Origin of the sequence: Streptomyces bugieae (assembly GCF_036352915.1) — a bacterium.
GTDB lineage: Bacteria > Actinomycetota > Actinomycetes > Streptomycetales > Streptomycetaceae > Streptomyces > Streptomyces endophytica.
The window spans coordinates 85,991-107,424 of the sequence record NZ_JAZBJP010000003.1 but is presented as its reverse complement, the minus strand read 5'-3'; the positions used below and the strand labels follow the sequence as shown (position 1 = coordinate 107,424).

Below are 21,434 nucleotides of genomic sequence, written 5' to 3'. Positions count from 1 at the left end.
CGGGTGTGCGGGCGGGCCCCGGTGAGGCCCGCCCGCACGGATCCGGCCGCAGGGCTCAGACCGCCGGGGTCGCCGCCCAGCTGGCCAGCAGCCGCAGGCGTTCCTCGGTCTGCGAACCGGGCTCCGGCGTGTAGACCACCAGCATCTGGTCCGGCTCCCCGGACACGGTCAAGGTCTCGTACGGCATGGTGAGTTCACCCACCACGGGATGCCGCATGCGCTTGGCCCCGGCGGTCTTCTCCTTGACCAGGTGGTCCGCCCACAGCCGGCGGAAGTCCTCGCTGCCCAGCGACAACTCACCCACCAGGGTGGCCAGTTGCCGGTCGTGCGGATGGCTGCCGGCATCCAGGCGCAGATAGGCCACGGTCTCCGCGGCCACCGCGGGCCAGTCCGGGTACACCTCGCGCGCCTGCGGGTTGAGGAACACCTGGCGCGGCATGTTGCGCTCCCCGGGCGGCATCTGCGAGAAGCCGACGACGGCATCGCCCAGCGCGTTCCAGGCGAGCACGTCCATGCGCCGGCCGAGGATGAAGGCGGGGACCTTGTCGATGCTGTCCAGGAGGAGGCGCAGACCCGGGCGGACCTTCTGGGGCGCGGAGACGGCGGCGGCCTTGCGGCGGGCGGCGGGCCTGGCCACCGTGCGCAGGTACTCCTGCTCGGTGTCGTCCAGGCGCAGCACGCGCCCGATGGCGTCGAGCACGGCATCCGAGACGGAGAGGCCCCGGCCCTGTTCGAGGCGGATGTAGTAGTCGACGCTGACGCCCGCGAGCTGGGCGACCTCCTCACGCCGCAGGCCCGGCACCCGCCGCCTGCCGTGACCGGGCAGTCCGACTTCCTCGGGCTGGATACGGGCGCGCCGCGAGCGCAGGAAGTCACCGAGTTCCCGGTCCGGGGATATGTCCATGACGCGATCCTAGGCGCCGGACCTGATCCGTTCCTGGTACTGCCAGACCCAGGAAAACGGCAACCCTGGGTAAGGGCGGCGGACCGCAGCAAGGTGGGGTCATCGCCGGGAGACGCCCGGCGGCGACCACCGCTCACCAGGAGTCCCCATGTCGTACGACACCCTCACCGGCCGTACCGCCGTCGTCACCGGAGCCGCCAGCGGGATGGGCGAGGCCACCGCCCGGCTGCTCGCCTCGCACGGCGTACGGGTGGCACTGCTCGCCCGCCGGGCCGAGCGGCTGACGGAACTGGCCGCGGAGATCGAGGCGGCGGGCGGGCAGGCCCTCGCGGTCGCCACCGACGTCACCGACCCGGCGTCCGTGGAGGCGGCGAGGGAGCGGGTGCACGCCGCGTACGGCCAGGTCGACCTGGTCGTCAACGCGGCCGGCGTGATGCTGCCGAACCCGATCACCGAGGGCCGCGCCGACGAATGGCAGCGCATGCTCGACACCAACGTGACCGGCGCGCTCCGCGTCATCGGCGCCTTCACCCCCGACCTGATCGCGGTGGCGGAGTCCGGCCGGACCGCGGACCTGGTCAATATCTCCTCGATAGGCGCGCACGTCCCCTTCCCGAATTACGCGGTGTACGGCGCGACGAAGGCCGCGCTGACGTACCTCTCGCAGTCCCTGCGCACGGAGCTGGGCCCGCGCGACGTCCGCGTCACCAACATCGAGCCGGGCCTCACGGACACCGAGCTGGGCGGCCACATCGACAACGCGGAGCTGTCCGGCCAGCTGGACGGGATGTTCGACGCCCTGATCGGCCTGTCCGCGGACGACATCGCGGACCTGATCGCCTACACGACCAGCCGCGCCCGCCACGTCAACCTGCGCCAGGCCATCGTGCTGCCCACGCGCCAGGCGTGAGCCGGGAAGGCGGGAGAGGCCCGATGTGAGACCCCGCACATCGGGCCGGTGATTCTGGCCGGTACGCGCTCTTTCCGTGTATGCCTGGTATTCGCTCTCGCCCGGTTTCGGGGTGGAGTGATCGGGATTACCCCGTGGTGCGTCGATAGCACAGCGCAATCATCGAGATCCCGTATCCGCATTTCTTTGTCGAAATTCCGTATTCATTGGGGGATTTTCCGAGAGGGGCAGCAGAATCGTGCATCGTCTGAAGGTGGCCGCGACCGTACTTGGCATCGGGGCACTCGTCTCCGTCCCGGCGATCGCCGAGGGCGCCGCGAAGTCCTCGTCCCAGCCGTCCATCACCACCCGCCCCTTGGCCGCCACCGCGCCCCGTCCCGCATCGGCCGGGCCGGCCGGAATTCCCGGCAGCTGGACGACGAAATTCGCCGATGAATTCAACGGGACGACGCTGTCCCGCACCTGGACGCCCGGCTGGTTCGGCACCGGGGTCACCAAGCCGGTCAACAGCAAGGAACAGGCCTGCTACGACTCCCGCAATGCCACGCTGCCCGGCGACGGCGCCCTGCATCTGAAGGTCAAGGCGGGCCGTTCGACCTGCGGCGGGCAGACCAAGCCGAACACCGGGGCGCTGGTCAGCAGCAACGGCCGGTTCTCCTACACCTATGGGGCCGTGGAGTGGCGTGCATACCTCCCCTCCGGCGGGACGCAGCTGGCCAACTGGCCCGCCCTGTGGTCCAACGGCCAGAACTGGCCGACGGACGGCGAGAACGACACGATGGAGGGGCTCGGCGGAAAGGCCTGCTTCCACTTCCATTCGCCCTCGGGTGGCCCCGGCGCTTGCGTCCCCGGCAACCTGAGCGGGTGGCACACCTTCGGCGCCGACTGGGAGCCGGGCAGCGTCACCTACTACTACGACGGCGTGAAGGTCGGCCGGATCGCGACGGGCATCACCACGTCCCCGCAGTACCTCATCATGGACCACACCGTGTCGTCGTCGATCGGCGGACCGACCGTCCTGCCGGCGGACATGAAGGTCGACTACGTCAGGGTCTGGCAGCACTGAGCCCCGCCGGGCGGGGCGACCTGACCAACCGCCATACTGCGTGCGATCTTTCTCCCCGCCCGAAGGGAATCGCACGACGTGAACCCGCCTGCCTCCGCCTCCTTCACCCGCACCTCGGTCGCCGTCGTCGGCGCCGGGCCCGCCGGGCTCACCGTCGCGAATCTGCTCCGCGCGGCCGGCATCGACTGCGTGGTACTGGAGGCGGAGAGCAGGGAGTTCATCGAACAACGGCCGCGCGCCGGCTTCATCGAGGAGTGGGCGGTACGCGCCCTGGCCCGGCACGGCCTGGCCGGCCGGCTGCTCGAAACGGCCGAGACCCAGGCGCAGTTCGAGTTCCGCTTCGACGGGCGGCGGCACACCTTCCGGACGGCCGAACTGTCCGGCCGCCGGCACTTCGTCTACCCCCAGCCGTTGTTGGTCACCGACCTGGTCGCGGCATACGTCGACGAGGCGGGCGGTGACGCCCGCTTCGGCGTGCGCGACGTCCGGCTGCACGACATCGACGGCGACCGGCCCGCCGTGTCGTACACCGATCCGCTGACCGGCGCGCGGCACCACATCGCCTGCGACGTCATCGCCGGCTGCGACGGCGCGCGCGGCGTGACGCGGGCAGCGATACCCGCCGGACGGACCGTCCTGACCCGCTACGACCACGGCGTCGCCTGGCTCGCCCTGCTCGCCGAGGCCCCGCCGTCCGCCGAGGGCGTGGTCTTCGGCATCCACGAGCGCGGGTTCGGCGCGCACATGGCCCGCAGTCCCGAGGTCACCCGCTACTACCTCCAGGTCCCTCCCGGTGAGGACGCCGACGACTGGCCGCACGCCCGGGTCTGGGAGGAACTGCAGACCCGGCTCGCCGCTGCCGGGGCCCCGCCCCTGACCGAAGGGCCCCTGCGGGAGAAGGTCGTCCTGGACATGCACAACTACGTCGTGGAACCCATGGCGTACGGCCGGCTCTACCTGGCGGGCGACGCCGCGCACCTCGTCGCGCCGATCGCCGCCAAGGGCATGAACCTCGCGATCAACGACGCCCTGCTGCTCGCCGAGGCGCTGATCGCGCACCACCACGGCGACGACTCCGGCCTGGCCGGTTACTCGGACGCCTGCCTGCGGCGGGTCTGGCAGTACCTGGAGTTCTCGCAGTGGCTCTCCGAGGTGCTGCACGGCGCCTCGTCCGGCGACCGGTTCCGGGCCGGCACGGCCGCCGCCCGGCTGCGGCGGCTGCTGGGTTCCCGTGCGGCGGCCGAGGCGTTCGCCGGTCTGTACCTCGGTGAGGAGGCCGATCTGTGAGGCGCCGTCCGACGGACCGGGCGGGACGGCTCCCGGTGGTATGACTCACAGGGAGCCGGAGGGTGATGCCCCGGAACGCTGGGTACGGGCCTCATGATCGCCGGGCGGGATACCGCGCCGAAGTGGTAGAAATTCGGCGAAACCATCGATGAGCCGCCAGGGAGAAGGGAGACGCCATGTCCTCGAAGCGCCGTCGCAAGAAGAAGGCACGCCGCAAGAGCGGAGCCAACCACGGCAAGCGGCCGCAGTGCTGAACTGAGGGCACGACCGCCCTCGTCCGTAGCCGGCACCCCTGGGGACGACCCCGTCAACCCCGCGGGGCGCCGGCTACGCCTTCGTGGGGCGGGTCATGGCGGATCATGGCGCGTCAGTCATGACCCTCGCGGCTTCGCCGGCCCGCGTCAGCGCCCGGTCAGGGCTTCGTCAGGGCGTTGGCTATCCGGAGGGTGGCCTGGACCTGGGTGGCGTCGCGCCGGACCGGGTTGAACGACAGGACCGCGCGCCGCTGTTGGTCCCGCGTGGCGACCATCGCCGAGGCGTAGCCGAAGCGTTCGCCGGTCTTCCCCCAGAAGGTGATCCCGTTCACCGTGACCGTCTGCAGCCCCGCGGCGTAGCGCGCAGGGGTGCCGTCCAGCATCCGCACCTCCTCCGGCGGCAGCGTGAACATCCGGTCCAGCTCCCGGGACGGCAGCAGCTCACCGGAGAACAGGGTGGTGAGGAAACGGTCCAGATCGCCCGTCGTGGAGATCATCTCGCCCTCGCCCCAGGCGGCCGACTGGTCGAAATCGGTGATGTCCAGCAGGGTGCCGTCCGTCATCTTCAGATAGCCGTGCACATGCGGGCCGTGGATCCGCGGGTCGTTGCCCGGCACGCAGGTGTGGCGCAGGCCGAGCGGGCGCAGTATGCGGTCGGCGACGACCTCTCCGTAGGGCCGTCCGGTCAGCCGCTCGATGAGCAGCGCCAGCAGGACGTAGTTGATCCCGCGGTACTCCTGTTTCCTGCCGGGTGTGAACTTCATCGGGCCCTGCGGGAGGAGGGCGACGAGCTGCCGGGGTGTCCACCGGTCGTAGCGGTGCCGGGCGACGGCCTCGGGAGTGGACAGGTCCGGTGCGCCCTTCTCGTCGGGGAGTCCGCTGGTGTGGTTCAGCAGCTGCAGCACCGTGATCGGCGGGAACCCGGCGGGCAGCAGCCCGGGCAGCCGGCGCTGGATCGGCGACTCCACCGCGACCCGGCCCTCGGCCGCCAGCTGGAGCACCACCGTGGCGACGAAGACCTTGGTGATGCTTCCGATGCGGAAGGTGTCGTGGGCCCGGACCGCCCGGCCGGTGTCCCGGTCGGCGACGCCCGCGGTGCCGTACCACCGGCCCGCCGAGCCGCTCACCCGCAGCTGCGCCGCGGTCAGCTGCGGATGCTCCAGATCGCCGATGGCGGCCCGCAGGGCGGGGACGTTCAGCGGCGGCACCGGGGGAGCGGGAGGGGTGGACGGAGCGGCGGGCACGGGCCGGTGCACCGGCCGCGGGGCGGGCACGCGGCCGGCGGCCCGGGCGGGGCCCGACGCCGCCAGGACCGCCGCGCCGGACAGCGCCGCACCCACAACTGCCCTGCGGGACAAGGAAGAAGAACTCATGTGACTCAGCATGAGGAAAGTCCGCCGCGATTCCGTCAGGGCTTTCCCCGACCCGTCCCTGATCTGTCCCTGATGTGTCCCTGATCCGCCCCTGAGGCAGCCTCGGCCCGGCTGTGATCACGCTCCATGGCGCCGCCCGAAAGGGCGTCACAGACCATGACACTCACGCTGAAACCCTCGGCTAACAGGAAACATCAGCATGTGATCTAGAATCGACGGATGATCTTCATTGTCGTCAAGTTCCCCGTGAAGCCCGAGTACGCCGAAGAGTGGCCGCAGCACGTCCACGCCTTCACCGGTGCCACCCGCGCCGAGCCCGGCAACCTGTGGTTCGAGTGGTCGCGCAGCCTGGAGGACCCCAACACCTATGTCCTGGTCGAGGCGTTCCAGGACGACGCCGGCGAGGCGCACGTCAACTCCGACCACTTCCGGGCCGGTCTGGAGGCCATGCGCCCGCTGCTGCGCCGTACCCCCGAGATCGTGAGCACCACCATCGAAGGCGCCCACGGCTGGAGCGCGATGGGCGAACTCACCATCGACTGACGGGACCGGCGGGACCGACGGGACCGACGACGAGCGACGAGACCGGCGGGACCGACGACGAGCGACCCCACCGGCCCCGGCCCGCTCGGCCGGCCGGGCCGTCAGCCGACCAGATGGTCGAGGAACCAGTCCCGGGCGAGTTCCGAGACCTGGTCCAGGGCGCCGTGCTCCTCGAAGAGGTGGGTGGCGCCGGGGACGACGTCGAGGCGGGTCTCGCAGCGCAGGGCGGATTCCGCCTCGCGGTTGAGGTCGAGGACCAGCGGGTCGTTGCCGCCGACGATGAGCAGGGTCGGGGCGCGGACGCCCGCCAGCAGCGGCCCGGCGAGGTCCGGGCGGCCGCCGCGGGAGACCACGGCGCCGATGTCCGCACTCGGGGAGGCGGCGGCCCGTAGCGCGGCGGCCGCCCCGGTGCTCGCGCCGAAGTAGCCGATGGGTACGGGGACGCGGCCGCGCAACCACTCGGTGGCGTCGGTCAGCCGCTCGGCCAGCGTCTCGATGGCGAAGACGTTCGCCCGGTTGGCCTCCTCCGCCGGTGTGAGCAGGTCGAAGAGCAGGGTGCCCAGGCCCGCCCGGTTGAGGGCGGTGGCGACCAGGCGGTTACGGGGACTGTGCCGACTGCTGCCCGAGCCGTGGGCGAACATCACGACCGCCTTGGCGCCCGCCGGCAAGGTCAGATCGCCGGTCAGCCGGACCCCGGCGGCGTCGATGGCCACCTCCTCCTCGACGTCCACGTCCGCCACGGGGGCCGCACCCTCCCCCGAGCCCAGATCGTCCCCCGCGCCCGGATTCCCGTCGGCGGTCGTGCCGCCACCCGTACCGGACCGGGCGGCGGCCTGCGCCAGCAGCGAGACCACTTCGTCGTCGGGGGTCTGGGAGAAGTCCTGGTACCACTCGCCCACGGCGGAGAACCCGAACGGTGTGGAGAGACAGACGAATTCATCGGCACTGCCGCGGAGCCGATCGGCCGCGTCCGGAGGTGCCACCGGCACGGCCAGCACCACCCGGGCCGCGCCCTGCGCCCGTACCACCTCGCAGGCGGCGGCCGCCGTGGAGCCGGTGGCGATGCCGTCGTCCACCAGGATCGCGGTCCGCCCCTCCAGGGACAGCCGGGGGCGTCCGGCGCGGAACTTCTCCGCCTGGCGCACCAGTTCCGCCTCCTCGGTGCGCTCGACGGACGCCAGGTCCGCCTGGCCGAGGTGGCCGCGGCGGACGATGTCGTCGCTGATCACCCGCACGCCGCCCTCACCGATGGCGCCGAATCCCAGCTCCCGCTGGTACGGAACGCCCAGTTTGCGGACCACGATCACATCGAGCGGCGCGTTCAGCGCCCGCGCCACCTGGAAGGCCACCGGAACCCCGCCCCGCGGCAGACCCAGCACCACGGGCTCTTCCCCCGCCAGCTGCTGTAGCGCTTCGGCAAGGCGCTGACCTGCGTCGACGCGGTCGGTGAACAGCACGATGCGCACCCCCTGCCCAGGGGACGGATGTCACGTCCATACCTGTCTCGGACCCCGTACACCTGTCTCCGACGTAACCGCAAGTGGGGGGCGGACGCAAGTCGGGCCGGTAGCCGTCGGCTGCGCCTCGTCGACCGTGGTTACCGTCGTGTACATGGAACACATCCGGGCGGTGCTGATCGATATCGACGGGGTGCTCACGGTGTCCTGGAAGGCACTGCCGGGCGCCGTCGAGGCCATGGAACGGCTGCGCGCCGCGGACCTTCCGCTGGCCCTGGTCACCAACACCACCTCGCGCACCCGCGCGGAGATCGCCCGGCGACTGACCGGACAGGGGTTCCCGGTCAGCGCCGACGACATCCTCACCGCGCCCGCGGTCACCGCCGCCTACCTGCGGGAACACCATCCCGACGCGCGCTGTCTGCTGATCAACAGCGGAGACGTCCGGGCGGACCTGGAAGGCATCGAGATCGTGTCGGAGCCGGACCGGCCGGAGTCGGAACGGCCGGAGGGGGACCGGCCGGCGCCGGGCTCCGGGGCGGCGCCGGATGTGGTGGTCTTCGGCGGGGCGGGCGAGGAATTCGGCTATACGGCGCTGAACGCGGCGTTCCGGCATCTGCAGTCCGGTGCCCGGCTCATCGCCATGCACCGCAATCTGTACTGGCGCACGGCACAGGGGCTGGACCTGGACACCGGCGCCTTCCTCCTGGGGCTGGAACGGGCCGCGCGGGTCGAGGCCGTGGTCACCGGAAAGCCGTCCGCGGCGTTCTTCGGCGCCGCACTGGCGCACCTGGGCACGTCCGCCTCCGACACGCTGATGGTGGGCGACGACGTCGAGTCCGACGTGCTGGCGGCCCAGCGCTGCGGGATCACCGGCGTGCTGGTCAGGACCGGCAAGTACCAGCCCGAGGCCGTCGAGGCGGCCGACGGGACGCCGGACCGGGTCATCGACGCGTTCGCCGATCTGCCGGAGCTGCTGGGCCGCTGAGGAGCGCGGCGATCTCCGTCGCCGTCCAGTGACCGCGGGCGCCCGGGCAGCCCGCCAGATAGTCGGCGGCCCGGCGTGCGCTCCACCCGTGGGAGGCGATGATCCCGGCCGCGATGTGGCGCAGATAGGCCGCGGACGGCGGGTTCAGGTCGACGGTGCCGTCGTCGCTGCGCCAGGGGGCCGTGAAGGTCAGCACCGGCAGGCCGTCCAGCCGCCCGGCGCACACCAGGGTCTCGTAGCGGCCCGGGCCGATCCGCGCCCTTCCCTCGCGCAGCACCTCGGTGAGGTCGAGCGCGCCGCCCGGTTCGCGGTACATCTCCTGGGCGGCGATGTCGGAGAACTGCTCGGCGGTCAGGAGGTGGAGCCGCGCGGGGAGTTCGGGGGTCCGGCCGTCGTCGCCGTGCGGCGGCCGCGGGGCGCGGTGGTCGGGGTCGTAGAAGGCGCGGCCGCCGGTCCACACCTGTGAGGTGGTGGCGAAGTACATCCGGCCGGGCAGCATGCCCGGCTCGGAACGGGCGGGCGGGCGCGGGTCCCGGCAGCCGGGATAGCTGCGCAGCCCGCCGGGCGGACGGCCGCCGGCCAGGTAGTACGTCAGCCGGTCGAGGTGCATGTTGGAGCCGTAGGCGGCGTACCACAGGTGACACGCGCCGTCCGGACGGGCGGTGGCGTCGTCGAGGCGTCGGGGCCTGGTCACGTCTTCACGCTACGCGCAGCAAGCGGCGTCGTGCGTGCGCCGCCCTCGTGCGTTCGCCCGGGGGCCGGAAATGGCCGGACCCGAGCGGGTCGGCGAAAGGAGTGCGGCGGCGCGGGTTTTGCGCGGAATCGGCTGGAGAAGCGCACTGGACGGACAGGGTCGCCCGAAGGACGGAGGCAGTGTGCCGGACACCGCGGCAGGAACCGGAACGGACGGGACAGCACGGCGGACAACGGACGGGGTGCCGGGGAGGGTGGCGGGTGTCGGTCGCCGGGAGATGCTCGCGGCGTCCGCGGCGGCCGGCCTCACGCTGCTCACCGGCTGCGGGGAGGCGCCGTCCCCCGGCCGCTCGGACGCCAAGCCCGCCCCCCGGCCCTCGCACACCTCGCCCACCCCCTCCAGCACACCCGGCTCATCCGGCCCGTCCGGCTCGCACGGCTCCCCCGCCCCGGCCCGGACACCCCACCGCCCGCACCGTCCCCGCCCCGAACTCCCCCGAGGCGGACGGGAGTTGTTCCCCCGATACCGGATGGTCGGCTTCTGCGGTCTGCCCGGTGCGGCGGCCCTCGGCCGGCTCGGGACCGGGGATCCTGCGGAGCGCGCCGACGAGATCGAGAAGACGGCCCGCCGGTTCGCGGCGGGGCGCGAACCGCTGCCCGTACTGGAACTGCTGGCCGTGGTCGCCAACTCCACCCCCGGCCCGGACGGCACCTACCGTTCCCGGACGCCCGCCGCGACGATCGCCCGCTTCCACCGGCTGGCGCGCCGCCGGCGGGCGATGCTGCTGCTGAACGTCCAGCCCGGGCGGGCGGCGGTGCTCGACGAGGTCAAGGCGCTGCGCGAGTGGCTGGTCCACCCGGACGTGGGGCTGGCGCTGGACCCCGAATGGGAGATGGGCCCCGGCGAGGTGCCGGGTGACTCCTTCGGCCGGACCGACGGCCATGAGCTGACCTCGGTGGCCCGCTATCTGTCGGGCCTGGTCGAGGCGCACGATCTGCCGGAGAAACCGCTGGTCTTCCATCAGGTCGCCACCTCCGTCGTACGGGAGCAGTCGGCGCTGCGGCCGCAGCCGGGGGTGGCGCTGATCAAGAGCGCCGACGGCATCGGCTCGCCGGGGCTCAAGCGCGGTACCTGGAGGCGGCTGGTGCGCGATCTGCCGGACGGGCTGCACACCGGGTTCAAGCTCTTCTACGAGGAGGACGCACAGGGCGGCGGCCGCCTGATGACGCCGAAGGAGGTGCTGGCGCTCAGGCCGCAGCCGGAGTACGTGATGTACGAGTGAGGAGGCCGTCCACGGGCCGGACGGGCACCCGGGTCCCGTCCCGGTCCGCCCGGGGCCGCCAGGCGTCCCGGGCGCGGGCGCCCGGCTCCGGGGGAGGTGCGGCGCGGAAAGTGCTTGTGCGTGCGGCCACTTCACGGCGGCCCACCTGCGCCGCGGGCCGTGCGGAGGCACCATGGCCCTATGTTGCTGGCCGCGCTCGCACAGGTGTCAGGGGAGGTGGCCGCGACCTCGGCGCGGTCGCGGAAGATCGCGCTGCTGGCCGGGCTGTTCCGGGCCGCGGCGCCGGAGGACGTCCCGGTGGTCATCCCGTATCTGGCCGGGAGGCTGCCCCAGGGGCGGATCGGGGTCGGCTGGAGCGTGCTGCGCGAGCCGGTGGCGGCGGCGGAGCGGGCCACGCTGACCGTACGGGAGGCGGACGCGGCGCTGACCGGGCTGGCCGGGGTCGCCGGGGCCGGGGCGCAGGCGGAGCGGCGCCGGCGGGTGCGGGAGCTGCTGGGCGCGGCGACCGCCGAGGAGCAGCGGTTCCTGGTCGGGCTGCTCACCGGCGAGGTGCGCCAGGGCGCGCTGGACGCCCTCGCGGTCGAGGGGCTGGCCGCGGCGACCGAGGTGCCCGCCGGTGACGTCCGCCGGGCGGTGATGCTCGCGGGCTCGCTGCAGGACGTGGCCCGGGCGCTGCTGGTGGAGGGGCCGGCGGCGCTGACCCGCTTCCGGCTGACCGTCGGCCGGCCGGTCGGGCCGATGCTGGCGCACAGCGCGAAGTCCGTGGCCGAGGCCATCGACAAACTGGGGGCCTGCGCCGTGGAGGAGAAGCTCGACGGCATCCGCGTGCAGGTGCACCGGGACGGCCCGGACGTACGGATCTACACCCGCACGCTGGACGAGGTGACCGGCCGGCTGCCCGAGGTGACCGCCGCCGCCAAGGAGCTGCCGGCGGGTCGCTTCATCCTCGACGGCGAGGTGATCGCCCTCGGCCCGGACGGCCGTCCGGTGCCGTTCCAGCAGGTCGCCGGCCGCTTCGGATCGCGGGTCGATGTCGCCGCCGCGCGGGCCGCGCTGCCGCTCTCCGCGGTCTTCTTCGACGTCCTGGCGGTGGACGGCCGGGAACTGCTGGAACTGCCGGGCGCCCGCCGGCATGCGGAGCTGGCGCGGCTGGTGCCGGAGCCGATGCGGGTGCGGCGCCGGGTGGTCGAGGACCCGGCCGACCCCGCGGCCCGCGCGGCCGCCGAGGAGTTCTGGACCCGGACGCTCGACCGCGGCCACGAGGGCGTGCTGGTCAAGGCGCTCGACGCCCCGTACAGCGCGGGCCGCCGGGGCGCCGCCTGGCTGAAGGTGAAGCCGGTGCACACCCTCGACCTGGTGGTGCTCGCCGCCGAGTGGGGGCACGGCCGGCGCACCGGGAAGCTGTCCAACCTCCACCTGGGCGCCCGCGACCCGGACGGCGGGTTCGTGATGCTCGGCAAGACCTTCAAGGGGCTCACCGACGCCGTCCTGACCTGGCAGACCGAGCGGCTGCGGGAGCTCGCGGTGTCCGACGACGGATACGTGGTGACCGTGCGGCCGGAACTCGTCGTGGAGATCGCCTACGACGGGCTGCAGACGTCCTCGCGCTACCCGGCCGGGGTGACGCTGCGGTTCGCGCGCGTGCTGCGCTACCGGGAGGACAAGACGGCCGCGGAGGCGGACACGGTGGGCACCGTCCTCGCCGCGCGTCCCGGCGGGCAGGCGTAGGCCGTGGCGGCGCGGCGCAGCGCCGGGCTGCTGCTGTACCGGGGCGGCGGGTCCGGTGTCGAGGTGCTGCTGGCGCACATGGGCGGACCGCTGTGGGCCCGGCGGGACGCGGGCGCCTGGACCGTGCCCAAGGGGGAGTACCTGCCGCCCGAGGAGCCGCGGGCCGCCGCCCGGCGGGAGTTCGAGGAGGAGCTCGGGGTGCCGCCGCCCGACGGCCCCTACGTGCCGTTGGGGGAGACGCGTCAGGCCGGCGGCAAGGTGGTGACCGTGTGGGCCGTCGAGGGCGATCTCGCCCCGGAACGGATCGTGCCCGGCACCTTCACCATGGAATGGCCGCGCGGCTCCGGCACGGTCCGCAGCTTCCCGGAGATCGACCGGGTGGCGTGGTTCTCCCCGGACGAGGCGTACGCGCGGCTGGTGACGGGCCAGCGGGTGTTCCTGGAACGCCTCGCCGACCGGCTCACGGCCGGCGACTGAATCTCCGGGCCCGCGGAGTGCGCCGCGCGCCCCGGCCGGAACCGGCCGCGGGGCCCCTGGCCGGAACCGGCCGCCGGGCCGCCGTGGACCGCGCCCCGCGCTCCCCGCCTTCACCACCTGCGCACACGGCAGGGCCCCTGTCGCCCTGGACACCCCGTGCCCGGCCCGGCAGTCTGACGGCGGGGCCCGGGGGAGGCCCGGAACGGCGGGCTCCGGCAACGGGGTCATGAGCATGCCGCGGGGGCCGCATGTTGCGCATCCACTTCGAGGACCGGGACATCGCGCGGGTGCAGATCGCCGCGGAACCCGATCCCCTCTGGGAGACGGTGCTGGCGATGCACCAGCTGGTGCCGGCCGGTCCCACCGTGCCGGTGTACGCGGCCTGGCGGGCCCGGGCCCGGCGCGAACTGGACGAACGCGGGCTGGTTCGGGCCGCCCGGCTGATCAGCGCCCTTGCCCCGGCCGGCGCCCGCTACTTCCCGGACTTCCTCACCCCCGACGCGGCGCGCGACGGGCTCGCGGCGGGCCTGGCGGCGCTCCGCGACACCCCCGCCGCGCGGCTGCTCGCGGAGGCCGACCGGGCCGCGCTGCCGGCCCGGCTGCCGCGCTGGACCGGCGCGCTGGCCGCGGGCAGCCGGCAGCCCCTGGACGAACTGGCCACCGCCCTGAAGGAGGTGCACCGTGCGGTGGTCGCGCCCGACTGGACGCAGGTGGCCGCCACGGTCGGCTGCGACCGCGGCACCCGGACCGGCGCGTTCTGCCGGGGCGGGGTGGACGGCATGCTCAACTCCTCTCGCCCGTGCGCGCGTTGGGACCCGCCGGTGCTGTCCGTGGACTATCCGTACGAGCGCGAGCTGCATCTGCGCGGCCGCGGGCTGCGGCTGATCCCGTCCCACTTCTGCTGGCGCCGGCCCATCGCGCTCGCCGACCCCGGGCTGCCGCCGGTCCTCGTCCACCCGGTGGCACACACCACCGCCTGGGCTCCGTCCGCCACCCGCAGCTGCCGCCCGGAGGCCCTGTCCGCCCTGCTCGGCCGGACCCGGGCCCGGATCCTCGCCGCCCTCGACGCGCCCGCCACCACCGGCGAACTGGCCCGCCGGCTACGGGTCTCCGCGCCGTCGGCCAGCGAGCACGTCAGCGCGCTGCGCGAGGCCAACCTGGCCCGCAGCCGGCGCGACGGCGGCTGCGTCGTCCATGCCCTCACCCCGCTCGGCACCGCGCTGCTGCACGGCGAGCTCGCGCCGGCCCGCCTGCCGGAGTGAGGGCCGGACACCTCCTACGGGCAGACCTGGATCTTGCGGCCCTGCCCGGCCCGGAACCGGCCGAGCGCCGCGGCGTAATCCCCCAGGGGGAGGCGGTCGCTGATGAAGACCTCCGGGTCGAGGACGCCCGCCGCGAAGAGTTCCGCGGCGCGTTCGTAGCTGTGCAGGACGGCCATCGAGCCGGTGATGGTGATCTCCTGGTTGTAGATCCGGTACGGCTCGATGACGGCGCGGGCGGCGTAGTCGGCCACCCCGAACTGGAGGAACGTGCCGCCCTTGCCGACCCGGCCGAGCGCGTCCTGGATGGCGCGTTCGTTGCCGGTGGCGTCGATGACCACGTCCCAGCCGCGCGGCCGGTCCAGCTCGTCGGCGGAGCCGGCGGCGTTGCTGCAGCCCAGCGTGCGGGCGGTGGCCAGCCGTTCGGGGTTGATGTCGACGACGTCCACGCCGGCCGCACCGGTCCGCTTGGCCAGCTCCAGCATCATCAGGCCCATCGTGCCCGACCCGTAGATCAGCACCTGGCTGCCCAGTTGCTGGGAGCGCAGGATGTCGTAGCCGCGGACCGCGCAGGACAGCGGCTCGATCAGGGCCGCGTCCTCGGTGCGGACGTGGTCGGGCAGCTTGACGCAGTTCGCGACCGGGGCCACCGCGAACTCGGCGGCGCCGCCGGCCGTGGTCACCCCGATCGCGGCCCAGCGCTCGCAGAGGTTGTTGCGGCCGATCCGGCAGTAGTGGCACTCGTGGCAGTACAGGGACGGGTCGACGGCCACCCGGTCGCCCTCGGCGAGCTCGGTGACCGCGCTGCCGAGGGCGACGACCGTACCGGCGAACTCGTGCCCCGGGACGACCGGCAGGGTGGGCGCGAACTCGCCCTGGAGGATGTGCAGATCGGTGCCGCACAGCCCGCAGGCGGCGACCGAGACCACGACCTCGCGGGGCCCGGGGGTGGGGTCGTCGACGGTGGTGACCTCGACCTTGCCGGGGGCGCTGATCAACGCGGCCTTCATTTCACGGTTCCCTTCACTTCACGGCTCCGAGCGACAGGCCCTGGACGAGTTTGTCCTGGGCGGCGAACCCGGCGACGAGCACCGGGAGCGAGATGACGGTGGCGGCGGCGCACACCTTGGCCAGGAACAGGCCCTGGCTGGTGACCAGTCCGGTCAGGAACACCGGCGCGGTGCCGGCGACGATCCCGGTCAGGACCCGGGCGAACAGCAGCTCGTTCCAGCTGAAGATGAACGAGATCAGCGCCGTCGCGGCGATGCCGGGCAGGGCGACCGGAGCCACGATGCGGGTCAGGGTGGTGGTCAGCCCGGCCCCGTCGATCGAGGCGGCCTCCAGCATCTCCACCGGCACCTCGGCGAGGAACGAGCGCATCATCCACACCGCGATCGGCAGGTTCATCGACGTGTAGAGGATGACCAGCAGCCAGACGCTGTCGAGCAGCCCGGTGTTCTGCGCGACGAGGTACACCGGCAGCAGCCCGGCCACCAGCGGCAGCATCTTCGTGGAGAGGAAGAAGAAGAGGACGTCGCTCCACTTCCGAACCGGCTTGATGGCCAGGGCGTACGCGGCCGGGACGGCGAGCGCGAGCACGAGCAGGGTGGAAACCACCGAGGCCGTCAGGGAGTTGATCAGCGGCGGCCAGGGGCTGACGCCGCTGTCGGCGCCGAAGAACTCCCGGTAGCCGTGCAGGCTCAGTCCCGCGCCGAGGCTCGGCGGGTTGGTCGCCGCGTCCGCCTCGCTGTGGAAGGACGTCAGCACCATCCAGGCGACGGGCAGGAAGAAGGCGATGCCGCACAGCCAGGCGGCCAGGCCCAGCAGGCTCCCGGTCCGCCGTTGGCGCCGGGTCAGGGGTGCGCGGTTCATCGGGTGACCTCCTCGCGCAGCAGGGACGAGACGGTACGCAGCGCGAAGGTCGCCACGAGCAGGGAGCACACGACCACGACGACGCCCTGCGCGGACGCCCGTCCGTAGTCGTGGGCCTGGTAGAAGGTCTGGTAGATGGTGTACGGGAGGTTGGCGGTGCCCAGCCCCCCGGACGTGATGGTGAACACCGCGTCGAAGTTCTGGACGACGTAGACGGTGCCCAGCAGCGCGGCCAGTTCGAGGTAGCGGCGCAGATGCGGCAGGGTGAGGTAGCGGAAGATGTCGAAGGCGGTGGCCCCGTCCATCCGGGCCGCCTCGACCGCGTCGGCCGCCCGGCTCTGCAGCCCGGCCAGCAGGATCAGCATCATGAACGGCGTCCACTGCCAGATCAGCGACACCTCGACCGAGGCCAGTGGCACCGCGGTCATCCAGTCCGGCTGCGGCGCGTTGTCACTGCCGAACAGCCCCCATATCCAGGTCAGCGAGCCGTTGATCAGCCCGTACGAGGCGTTGTAGAGGGCGTGCTTCCACAGCAGCGCGGAGGCCACCGGCACGACCAGGAACGGCGTGATGAGCAGCGTCCGGACGATGCCGCGGCCGCGGAAGCTGCGGTCCAGCAGCAGCGCCAGGCCCAGCCCGAGCACCAGGCTGACCAGCACCACGGTCACGGTCAGCAGCACCGTCGTGCCCACCGAGGACCGCAGTGCCGGATCGGTGAAGACCGCCCGGTAGTTGGCGAAGGCGGCGAAGCCGCGGTGGTCGGGGGCCAGCGCGTTCCAGCGGGTGAAGGAGATCACCACCGTCGCCACGAACGGGAGTTGGGTGACGACGATCAGGAAGACCAGGGCGGGGAGGAGCGGGGCGCGGCGGGCCCAGTCCTTGGCCCGCCCGGTGCGGCGGGCGCGGGCGGCCGTCGCACCGTCGGGCCGTGCTCCCGGGCTCACGGCCTCCCGGGCCGGCTCAGTGGTCTGCGTAGGCATCGGACACCTCCTGCGCCAGTCGCTGGCTCGCGGTAAGGGCCTCGGGCACGCTCTGCTTGCCGGCGATGGCCGCGCTGATCTCGTGCGAGACCTTGGTGCCGAGGTCGGAGAATTCGGGGATGCCGACGAACTGGATCCCGGGGGCGGGGCGTTGCTGGACGCCGGGGTCGCCGGGCCGGGCCGAGCCGATGGCCTGCTGCGTGGCCGCGGCGAAGGCGCCGGCGGACCGGGTGTAGTCGGGGTTGCGGTAGAGCGAGGCCCGCTTGCCGCCGGGCACCCTGGACCAGCCCAGTTCGTGGCCCACCAGGCGTTCGTACGAGGCGCTCGACGCCCAGCGGATGAACTTCCAGGCCGCGTCCTGGTGGGTGCTGGCCTTCTGCACGCCCCAGGCCCAGGTGTAGAGCCAGCCGGAGTTGCGGGTGCGTTCGACCGGGGCGGGGGCGTAGCCGATCTTGCCGGCGACCTTGGAGCCGGCGGTTTCCAGGGATCCGGCGCCGGCGGTGGCGTCGTACCACATGGCGACCTTGCCCTGCTGCATGTCGTTGAGGCACTCGGTGTAGCCGGCCTGCGGGGCGCCCGCCTCACCGTGCTTGCGGACCAGGTCGACGTAGAACCGGGTGGCCCGGGTGAATTCCGGGCTGTCGACCCGCGCCTTCCAGTCCTTGGTGAACCACGTCCCGCCGAAGGTGTTGACGACGGTGGTCAGCGGGGCGGCCAGCTGGCCCCAACCGGGCTGGCCGCGCAGGCAGATGCCCTTCATGCCCTTGCGGAAGCCGTCCAACTTGGCGGCGAGGGAGGCGACCTGGTGCCAGGTGGGGTGGGCGGGCATGGTGAGGCCGGCGGCCTTGAGGAGGTCCTTGCGGTACATCAGGAAGGACGATTCGCCGTAGAACGGTTCCGCGTAGATCTTGCCGTCGGCGGCGGTGAGGGAGCTGCGGAGCGGCGGGAGGACGTCGTTCTGGTCGAACGTCCGGTCCTTGGCGGCCCGCGTGCCGAGCTCCGCGAGCCAGCCGTTGCGGGCGTAGATCGGGGTCTCGTAGTTGCTGACGCTGGCGACGTCGTACTGGCCGGCCTGGCTGGAGAAGTCCTGGCTCATCTTGTCGCGCAGGTCGTCCTCCGGCAGCACGGTGAAGTTGACCTTGATGCCGGTCTCCTTGGTGAAGTGCTCGGCGGTGAGCTTCTGGAGATCCACCATCTGCGGGTTGTTGACCATCAGGACGTTCAGGGTGTCGCGGCCGCCGTTGCCCGCGTCACCGGCGCCGCGGTAGCAGCCGGTGGTGGACAGCGACAGGGCCAGGGCCAGGGCGGTGAGCCCCGCCGCGCGGGGGCCGCGGCGTGGCGCGGGGGATCGTGCTCGCACGGCTCATACCTCTCTTTTTCACTACATGTCGGCATATCAGGGATACGGAGTCGTGCCGTGGCACGGTGGGGGAACCGCACGAGGGCCCGCGGTGCGGTGCGGCCTCGGCGGCGGCTGGTGGTGTGGTGCGGACCGGCTCCGGCCGGGCCCTGGGTCAGACCCGGAGCACCTGCGGCCCCAGGAGGGAGTAGCGGTGGGCCTCCGGCGCGGACAGCCCGGTGTCGGTGACGATCGTGTCGAAGTCGCGGACCTCGGCGAACCGGCAGAAGCTGCTGGCGCCGAACTTGCTGTGCACCCCGACCAGCACCCGCCGCCGCGAGGAGCGGACGGCCTGCTCCTTCACCTCCGCGACCGCCGGGTCGGGGGTGGTCAGTCCGTGCTCCCGGGAGACGCCGTTCGCCCCGAGGAACGCCAGGTCGATCACGAACCCGGAGAGCATGTCGCGGGCCCAGGACCCCACCGTCGCCTGCGTGCCGGAGCGCACCCGGCCGCCGGCCAGCAGGACGGTGGCGGACTCCGCGGCGGAGACCAGGGAAGCGGTCCGCAGCGAGGCGGTGATGACGGTCAGCGGGCGGTCGGTGGGCAGCAGCATGGCGACCAGCTCCGGGGTGTAGCCCTCGTCGACGAACACCGTCTCGGCGGAGCCGACCAGTTCCGCGGCGGCCGCGGCGATCCGCCGCTTCTCGGCCACCTGCTGGGTCTCCCGCCGGGCGAGCGTGGTCTCGAAACCGGCGCTCTCGACCGGGTACGCCGCGCCGTGCGTCCGCCGGACCAGGCCGCGGCGCTCCAGCTCGCTCAGGTCGCGGCGGACGGTCTCGCGGGCCACGCCGAACTCGGACGCGGCGTCCGCGACCTCGACCCGGCCGGACTGCCGGGCCAGCGCGAGGATGCGGTGCTGGCGTTCCTCGGCCCTCATGGCTCACTCCTGCCCGGTGGTCGGCGATTTCCGGTGGCTTCCGTTCGGTCACGGGACTGCCCGTTTCCGCCCGCATCAGGTTTATAGCAACCGGGGCCGACCGAAGTGCTGCCCGTCGTGACAGAAAAACTGCCCGTTTTTGCCCGCTTCAGACCGCTCCTTTACCGGCCGGCTCCCCGGGCGGCTGCCCGTACCGCTCCCGTGGGGTGCCCGTGACCCACCGGGACCGCCCGATCCTTTCCGGCCGCCCGCAGCGGTGGTGCGGGCGGCGGCGCCGCATAGTCTGGACGGCATGAGCTCGGAGATGCGGTCGTTGGCGGTCACCTCGGTCGTGGAGGCGGAGGAGTGCGCGGTGCTGCGGGTCAGCGGGGAACTGGACCTCCGCACCGAGCAGGCGTTCCTCGCCGAGGCGCGGTCGGTGGTCTCGGCCGGGCACCGCTTCCTCGTACTGGACCTGACCGCCCTGCGCTTCTGCGACTCCCGGGGGCTCAGCTGTCTGCTGGCCCTGGAGTGGCTGTGCCGCCGCCTGGAGGGCCGGCTGCTGCTGGCGTCCCTCGGCGTACGGATGCTCCGGCTGCTGGTCGGCACCCAGTCCCTCGGCGTCTTCTCCTGCTACCCGACGGTCGGCCATGCGCTGGCCGCCGTCCCCGACGGCGCCCGCCCGGCCTGGCCGCCCGCCGTCGACGACCCGTCCGTGTGAAGCGGCGTTCACCCGGGTGACGGCCCCGGGCAGCGCATCCCCAGCCAGGCCCCGTCGAACCGGGCGAAGGTGATCTTCCGGTACGGCCCGGACTCGTAGAGCAGCCCGAACGTGCCGTCCGGCAGCCGGGCCAGCGTCGAGTACGCGGCCGGCCCCGGCACCACGGTCCGGGACACCGGCCAGCTCTCCCCGTCGTCGCACGACCCCCGCACGGTGAGGTTCTCCCGCGCCCGGGCGCTCGCCGTATTGCTGAACAGCAGCCAGTGCGCCCGCGGGCGGCCGGCCGGCGCCGCCGGGTCGTAGCGCAGGATCGAGGCGTTGTTGGCCGGATCGGGCAGCTCGTCGTCGGCCGCCGGGGCGCTGTAGGACAGCCCGCCGTCCCGTGAGTGCGCGACCAGCCGCCGGCGCGTGCTCGTGGTGCGGCTGTTGAGCAGCACCCGCCCGTCGGCCAGTTCGACGGTCTTGTTCTCGTCCATCCGCGGCCCCACCGGCGTCCCCAGGCGCCAGGTCGCCCCGTGGTCGTCGCTGTACGCGCTCGCCGCCCACATGCTGCCGTCCGCCTTGCGGAACGCGTACTGCTGCAGCAGCCGCCCGCCGGACAGCTGGCTGCCGGAGCCGGACGAGGCGAAGATGCCACGCCAGGACGGGTCCTTGAGGGCGCGGGTGAGGCGGCGGTGCCGCCAGCTGCGGCCGCCGTCGTCGGAGTAGCTGCAATCGGTGTGCAGCACGCTGGTGCTGTCGTGCGCGTTGCCGGTGCCCGCGGTGCCGAAGCCGACCCCCTTGGGCGCGTACGCGTGGAAGAGGAACACCCGCCCGGTCGTCCGGTCCACCAGCAGGCTCGGGTCCCCGGCACCCACCCCGCCGTCGTAGTCCACCGCCGCCCGCGGCGCGCTCCAGGTACGTCCCTTGTCGGAGCTGCGCCGCACCATCACGTCCACGTCGCCCGGCAGATCGGCCGCGCTGTCGTTCCGCCGGTCGTACGCCGCGATGAGCGTGCCGTCCGGCAGCGTGGCCAGCGCGGGGATGCGGTACGTGTGCGCGCCCTGCCCGGACACCGCCAGATCCGTGGTCTCGAACAGCGCCCGCCGGGCGGCACCCCGGACGGCTTCCGGGACCGGTGCGGCGGCGGGCGCCCCCGGCGCGGTCGGCAGGGCCGCGCCGACGCCCGCGGCGAGCAGCACGGCCAGGGTGCGGGAGCGGGCGGCTGCGGGCACCGGTACCTCCAGGCGGACACGACGGGGGCCGCTCCAGCGTGCGCGAGGGCGTCCCGGCGGGCGCGCTGACCGGCCCCGTCGGGGTGACCGCACCGCGTGCCAGGAGCGGACGGCCACCTTGCGCAACCCCGCCCCGCCCAGAACCCTGGGACCGGGAACCCAGCGGTTGC

The 21,434-nt window shown here is 73.2% G+C and carries 21 protein-coding genes; 11 read left to right on the top strand and 10 right to left on the bottom strand.

Annotated elements, in window-relative coordinates; genetic code table 11:
- Nucleotides 1-55: 55 nt before the first annotated feature.
- Nucleotides 56-904, bottom strand: a complete 849-nt coding sequence (locus V2J85_RS10660; RefSeq protein WP_261952714.1) for a helix-turn-helix transcriptional regulator — start codon at nt 902-904, stop codon at nt 56-58.
- Between the two features lie 148 nt (nt 905-1,052).
- Here V2J85_RS10660 and V2J85_RS10655 point away from each other — a divergent pair, with 148 nt between their 5' ends.
- The 4 genes from V2J85_RS10655 to V2J85_RS41280 all read left to right on the top strand — a co-directional run bounded on the left by V2J85_RS10655 (nt 1,053) and on the right by V2J85_RS41280 (nt 4,421).
- Nucleotides 1,053-1,814, top strand: a complete 762-nt coding sequence (locus V2J85_RS10655; RefSeq protein ID WP_330821473.1) for an SDR family oxidoreductase — start codon at nt 1,053-1,055, stop codon at nt 1,812-1,814.
- Between the two features lie 238 nt (nt 1,815-2,052).
- The gene (locus V2J85_RS10650; RefSeq protein ID WP_261952716.1) at nt 2,053-2,880 is read left to right on the top strand and encodes a glycoside hydrolase family 16 protein; all 828 of its coding nucleotides are present in this window, start codon (nt 2,053-2,055) and stop codon (nt 2,878-2,880) included.
- A gap of 78 nt (nt 2,881-2,958) precedes the next feature.
- The gene (locus V2J85_RS10645; RefSeq protein ID WP_261952717.1) at nt 2,959-4,167 is read left to right on the top strand and encodes a 4-hydroxybenzoate 3-monooxygenase; all 1,209 of its coding nucleotides are present in this window, start codon (nt 2,959-2,961) and stop codon (nt 4,165-4,167) included.
- A 176-nt stretch (nt 4,168-4,343) separates the two neighbouring features.
- The gene (locus V2J85_RS41280) at nt 4,344-4,421 is read left to right on the top strand and encodes a 50S ribosomal protein bL37 (RefSeq protein WP_410011335.1); all 78 of its coding nucleotides are present in this window, start codon (nt 4,344-4,346) and stop codon (nt 4,419-4,421) included.
- 158 nt (nt 4,422-4,579) lie between these two features.
- Here V2J85_RS41280 and V2J85_RS10640 read toward each other — a convergent pair whose 3' ends face one another.
- Nucleotides 4,580-5,794, bottom strand: a complete 1,215-nt coding sequence (locus V2J85_RS10640; RefSeq protein ID WP_330821472.1) for a serine hydrolase domain-containing protein — start codon at nt 5,792-5,794, stop codon at nt 4,580-4,582.
- Between the two features lie 219 nt (nt 5,795-6,013).
- On the opposite strand from V2J85_RS10640, the gene V2J85_RS10635 reads away from it, so the two are divergent.
- Nucleotides 6,014-6,337, top strand: a complete 324-nt coding sequence (locus V2J85_RS10635) for a putative quinol monooxygenase (RefSeq protein WP_261952719.1) — start codon at nt 6,014-6,016, stop codon at nt 6,335-6,337.
- 101 nt (nt 6,338-6,438) lie between these two features.
- Here V2J85_RS10635 and V2J85_RS10630 read toward each other — a convergent pair whose 3' ends face one another.
- Nucleotides 6,439-7,794, bottom strand: a complete 1,356-nt coding sequence (locus V2J85_RS10630) for a phosphoribosyltransferase family protein (RefSeq protein ID WP_261952720.1) — start codon at nt 7,792-7,794, stop codon at nt 6,439-6,441.
- Nucleotides 7,795-7,948: 154 nt separating this feature from the next.
- Here V2J85_RS10630 and V2J85_RS10625 point away from each other — a divergent pair, with 154 nt between their 5' ends.
- The gene (locus tag V2J85_RS10625; protein ID WP_261952721.1) at nt 7,949-8,782 is read left to right on the top strand and encodes an HAD-IIA family hydrolase; all 834 of its coding nucleotides are present in this window, start codon (nt 7,949-7,951) and stop codon (nt 8,780-8,782) included.
- Here V2J85_RS10625 and V2J85_RS10620 read toward each other — a convergent pair.
- Nucleotides 8,739-9,476 (bottom strand): histone deacetylase, encoded by a 738-nt coding sequence (locus tag V2J85_RS10620; protein WP_419836765.1) that lies wholly within the window; start codon nt 9,474-9,476, stop codon nt 8,739-8,741. The genes V2J85_RS10625 and V2J85_RS10620 overlap by 44 nt on opposite strands.
- A 253-nt stretch (nt 9,477-9,729) precedes the next feature.
- Between V2J85_RS10620 and V2J85_RS10615 the strand changes: the two genes are divergently transcribed.
- The 4 genes from V2J85_RS10615 (at nt 9,730) to V2J85_RS10600 (ending at nt 14,225) form a co-directional block, all read left to right on the top strand.
- Nucleotides 9,730-10,758: a hypothetical protein gene (locus V2J85_RS10615; protein WP_330821471.1), complete on the top strand. Its 1,029-nt coding sequence runs from the start codon at nt 9,730-9,732 to the stop codon at nt 10,756-10,758.
- A gap of 180 nt (nt 10,759-10,938) precedes the next feature.
- A complete protein-coding gene (locus tag V2J85_RS10610) occupies nt 10,939-12,486 on the top strand; it encodes an ATP-dependent DNA ligase (RefSeq protein ID WP_261952723.1) in 1,548 nt (515 codons plus the stop codon).
- Nucleotides 12,487-12,489: 3 nt separating this feature from the next.
- Nucleotides 12,490-12,963: an NUDIX hydrolase gene (locus tag V2J85_RS10605; RefSeq protein WP_261952724.1), complete on the top strand. Its 474-nt coding sequence runs from the start codon at nt 12,490-12,492 to the stop codon at nt 12,961-12,963.
- Between the two features lie 248 nt (nt 12,964-13,211).
- Entirely contained in the window at nt 13,212-14,225 is a 1,014-nt protein-coding gene (locus V2J85_RS10600; protein ID WP_330821470.1) for a winged helix-turn-helix domain-containing protein, read from the top strand.
- A 14-nt stretch (nt 14,226-14,239) separates the two neighbouring features.
- Here the strand turns inward: V2J85_RS10600 and V2J85_RS10595 are convergent, their stop codons facing one another.
- The 5 genes from V2J85_RS10595 to V2J85_RS10575 all read right to left on the bottom strand — a co-directional run bounded on the left by V2J85_RS10595 (nt 14,240) and on the right by V2J85_RS10575 (nt 19,350).
- Nucleotides 14,240-15,232 (bottom strand): zinc-dependent alcohol dehydrogenase family protein, encoded by a 993-nt coding sequence (locus tag V2J85_RS10595; RefSeq protein WP_330821469.1) that lies wholly within the window; start codon nt 15,230-15,232, stop codon nt 14,240-14,242.
- A gap of 13 nt (nt 15,233-15,245) precedes the next feature.
- Nucleotides 15,246-16,094 carry a carbohydrate ABC transporter permease gene (locus V2J85_RS10590; protein WP_261952727.1) on the bottom strand — a complete coding sequence of 283 codons (849 nt, stop codon included), beginning with the start codon at nt 16,092-16,094 and terminating at the stop codon, nt 15,246-15,248.
- Nucleotides 16,091-17,074 (bottom strand): carbohydrate ABC transporter permease, encoded by a 984-nt coding sequence (locus V2J85_RS10585; RefSeq protein WP_330821468.1) that lies wholly within the window; start codon nt 17,072-17,074, stop codon nt 16,091-16,093. The genes V2J85_RS10590 and V2J85_RS10585 overlap by 4 nt, the downstream gene beginning before the upstream one ends.
- A complete protein-coding gene (locus V2J85_RS10580) occupies nt 17,055-18,434 on the bottom strand; it encodes an ABC transporter substrate-binding protein (protein ID WP_419836764.1) in 1,380 nt (459 codons plus the stop codon). Before V2J85_RS10580 ends, V2J85_RS10585 begins: the two co-directional genes overlap by 20 nt.
- 154 nt (nt 18,435-18,588) lie before the next feature.
- A complete protein-coding gene (locus V2J85_RS10575) occupies nt 18,589-19,350 on the bottom strand; it encodes a DeoR/GlpR family DNA-binding transcription regulator (protein ID WP_261952729.1) in 762 nt (253 codons plus the stop codon).
- 292 nt (nt 19,351-19,642) lie between these two features.
- Here V2J85_RS10575 and V2J85_RS10570 point away from each other — a divergent pair, with 292 nt between their 5' ends.
- A complete protein-coding gene (locus V2J85_RS10570; protein WP_410011180.1) occupies nt 19,643-20,050 on the top strand; it encodes an STAS domain-containing protein in 408 nt (135 codons plus the stop codon).
- An 8-nt stretch (nt 20,051-20,058) separates the two neighbouring features.
- Here V2J85_RS10570 and V2J85_RS10565 read toward each other — a convergent pair whose 3' ends face one another.
- Complete coding sequence (locus tag V2J85_RS10565) at nt 20,059-21,264, bottom strand: sialidase family protein (RefSeq protein ID WP_261952730.1); 1,206 nt, start codon at nt 21,262-21,264, stop codon at nt 20,059-20,061.
- Nucleotides 21,265-21,434 lie beyond the last annotated feature (170 nt).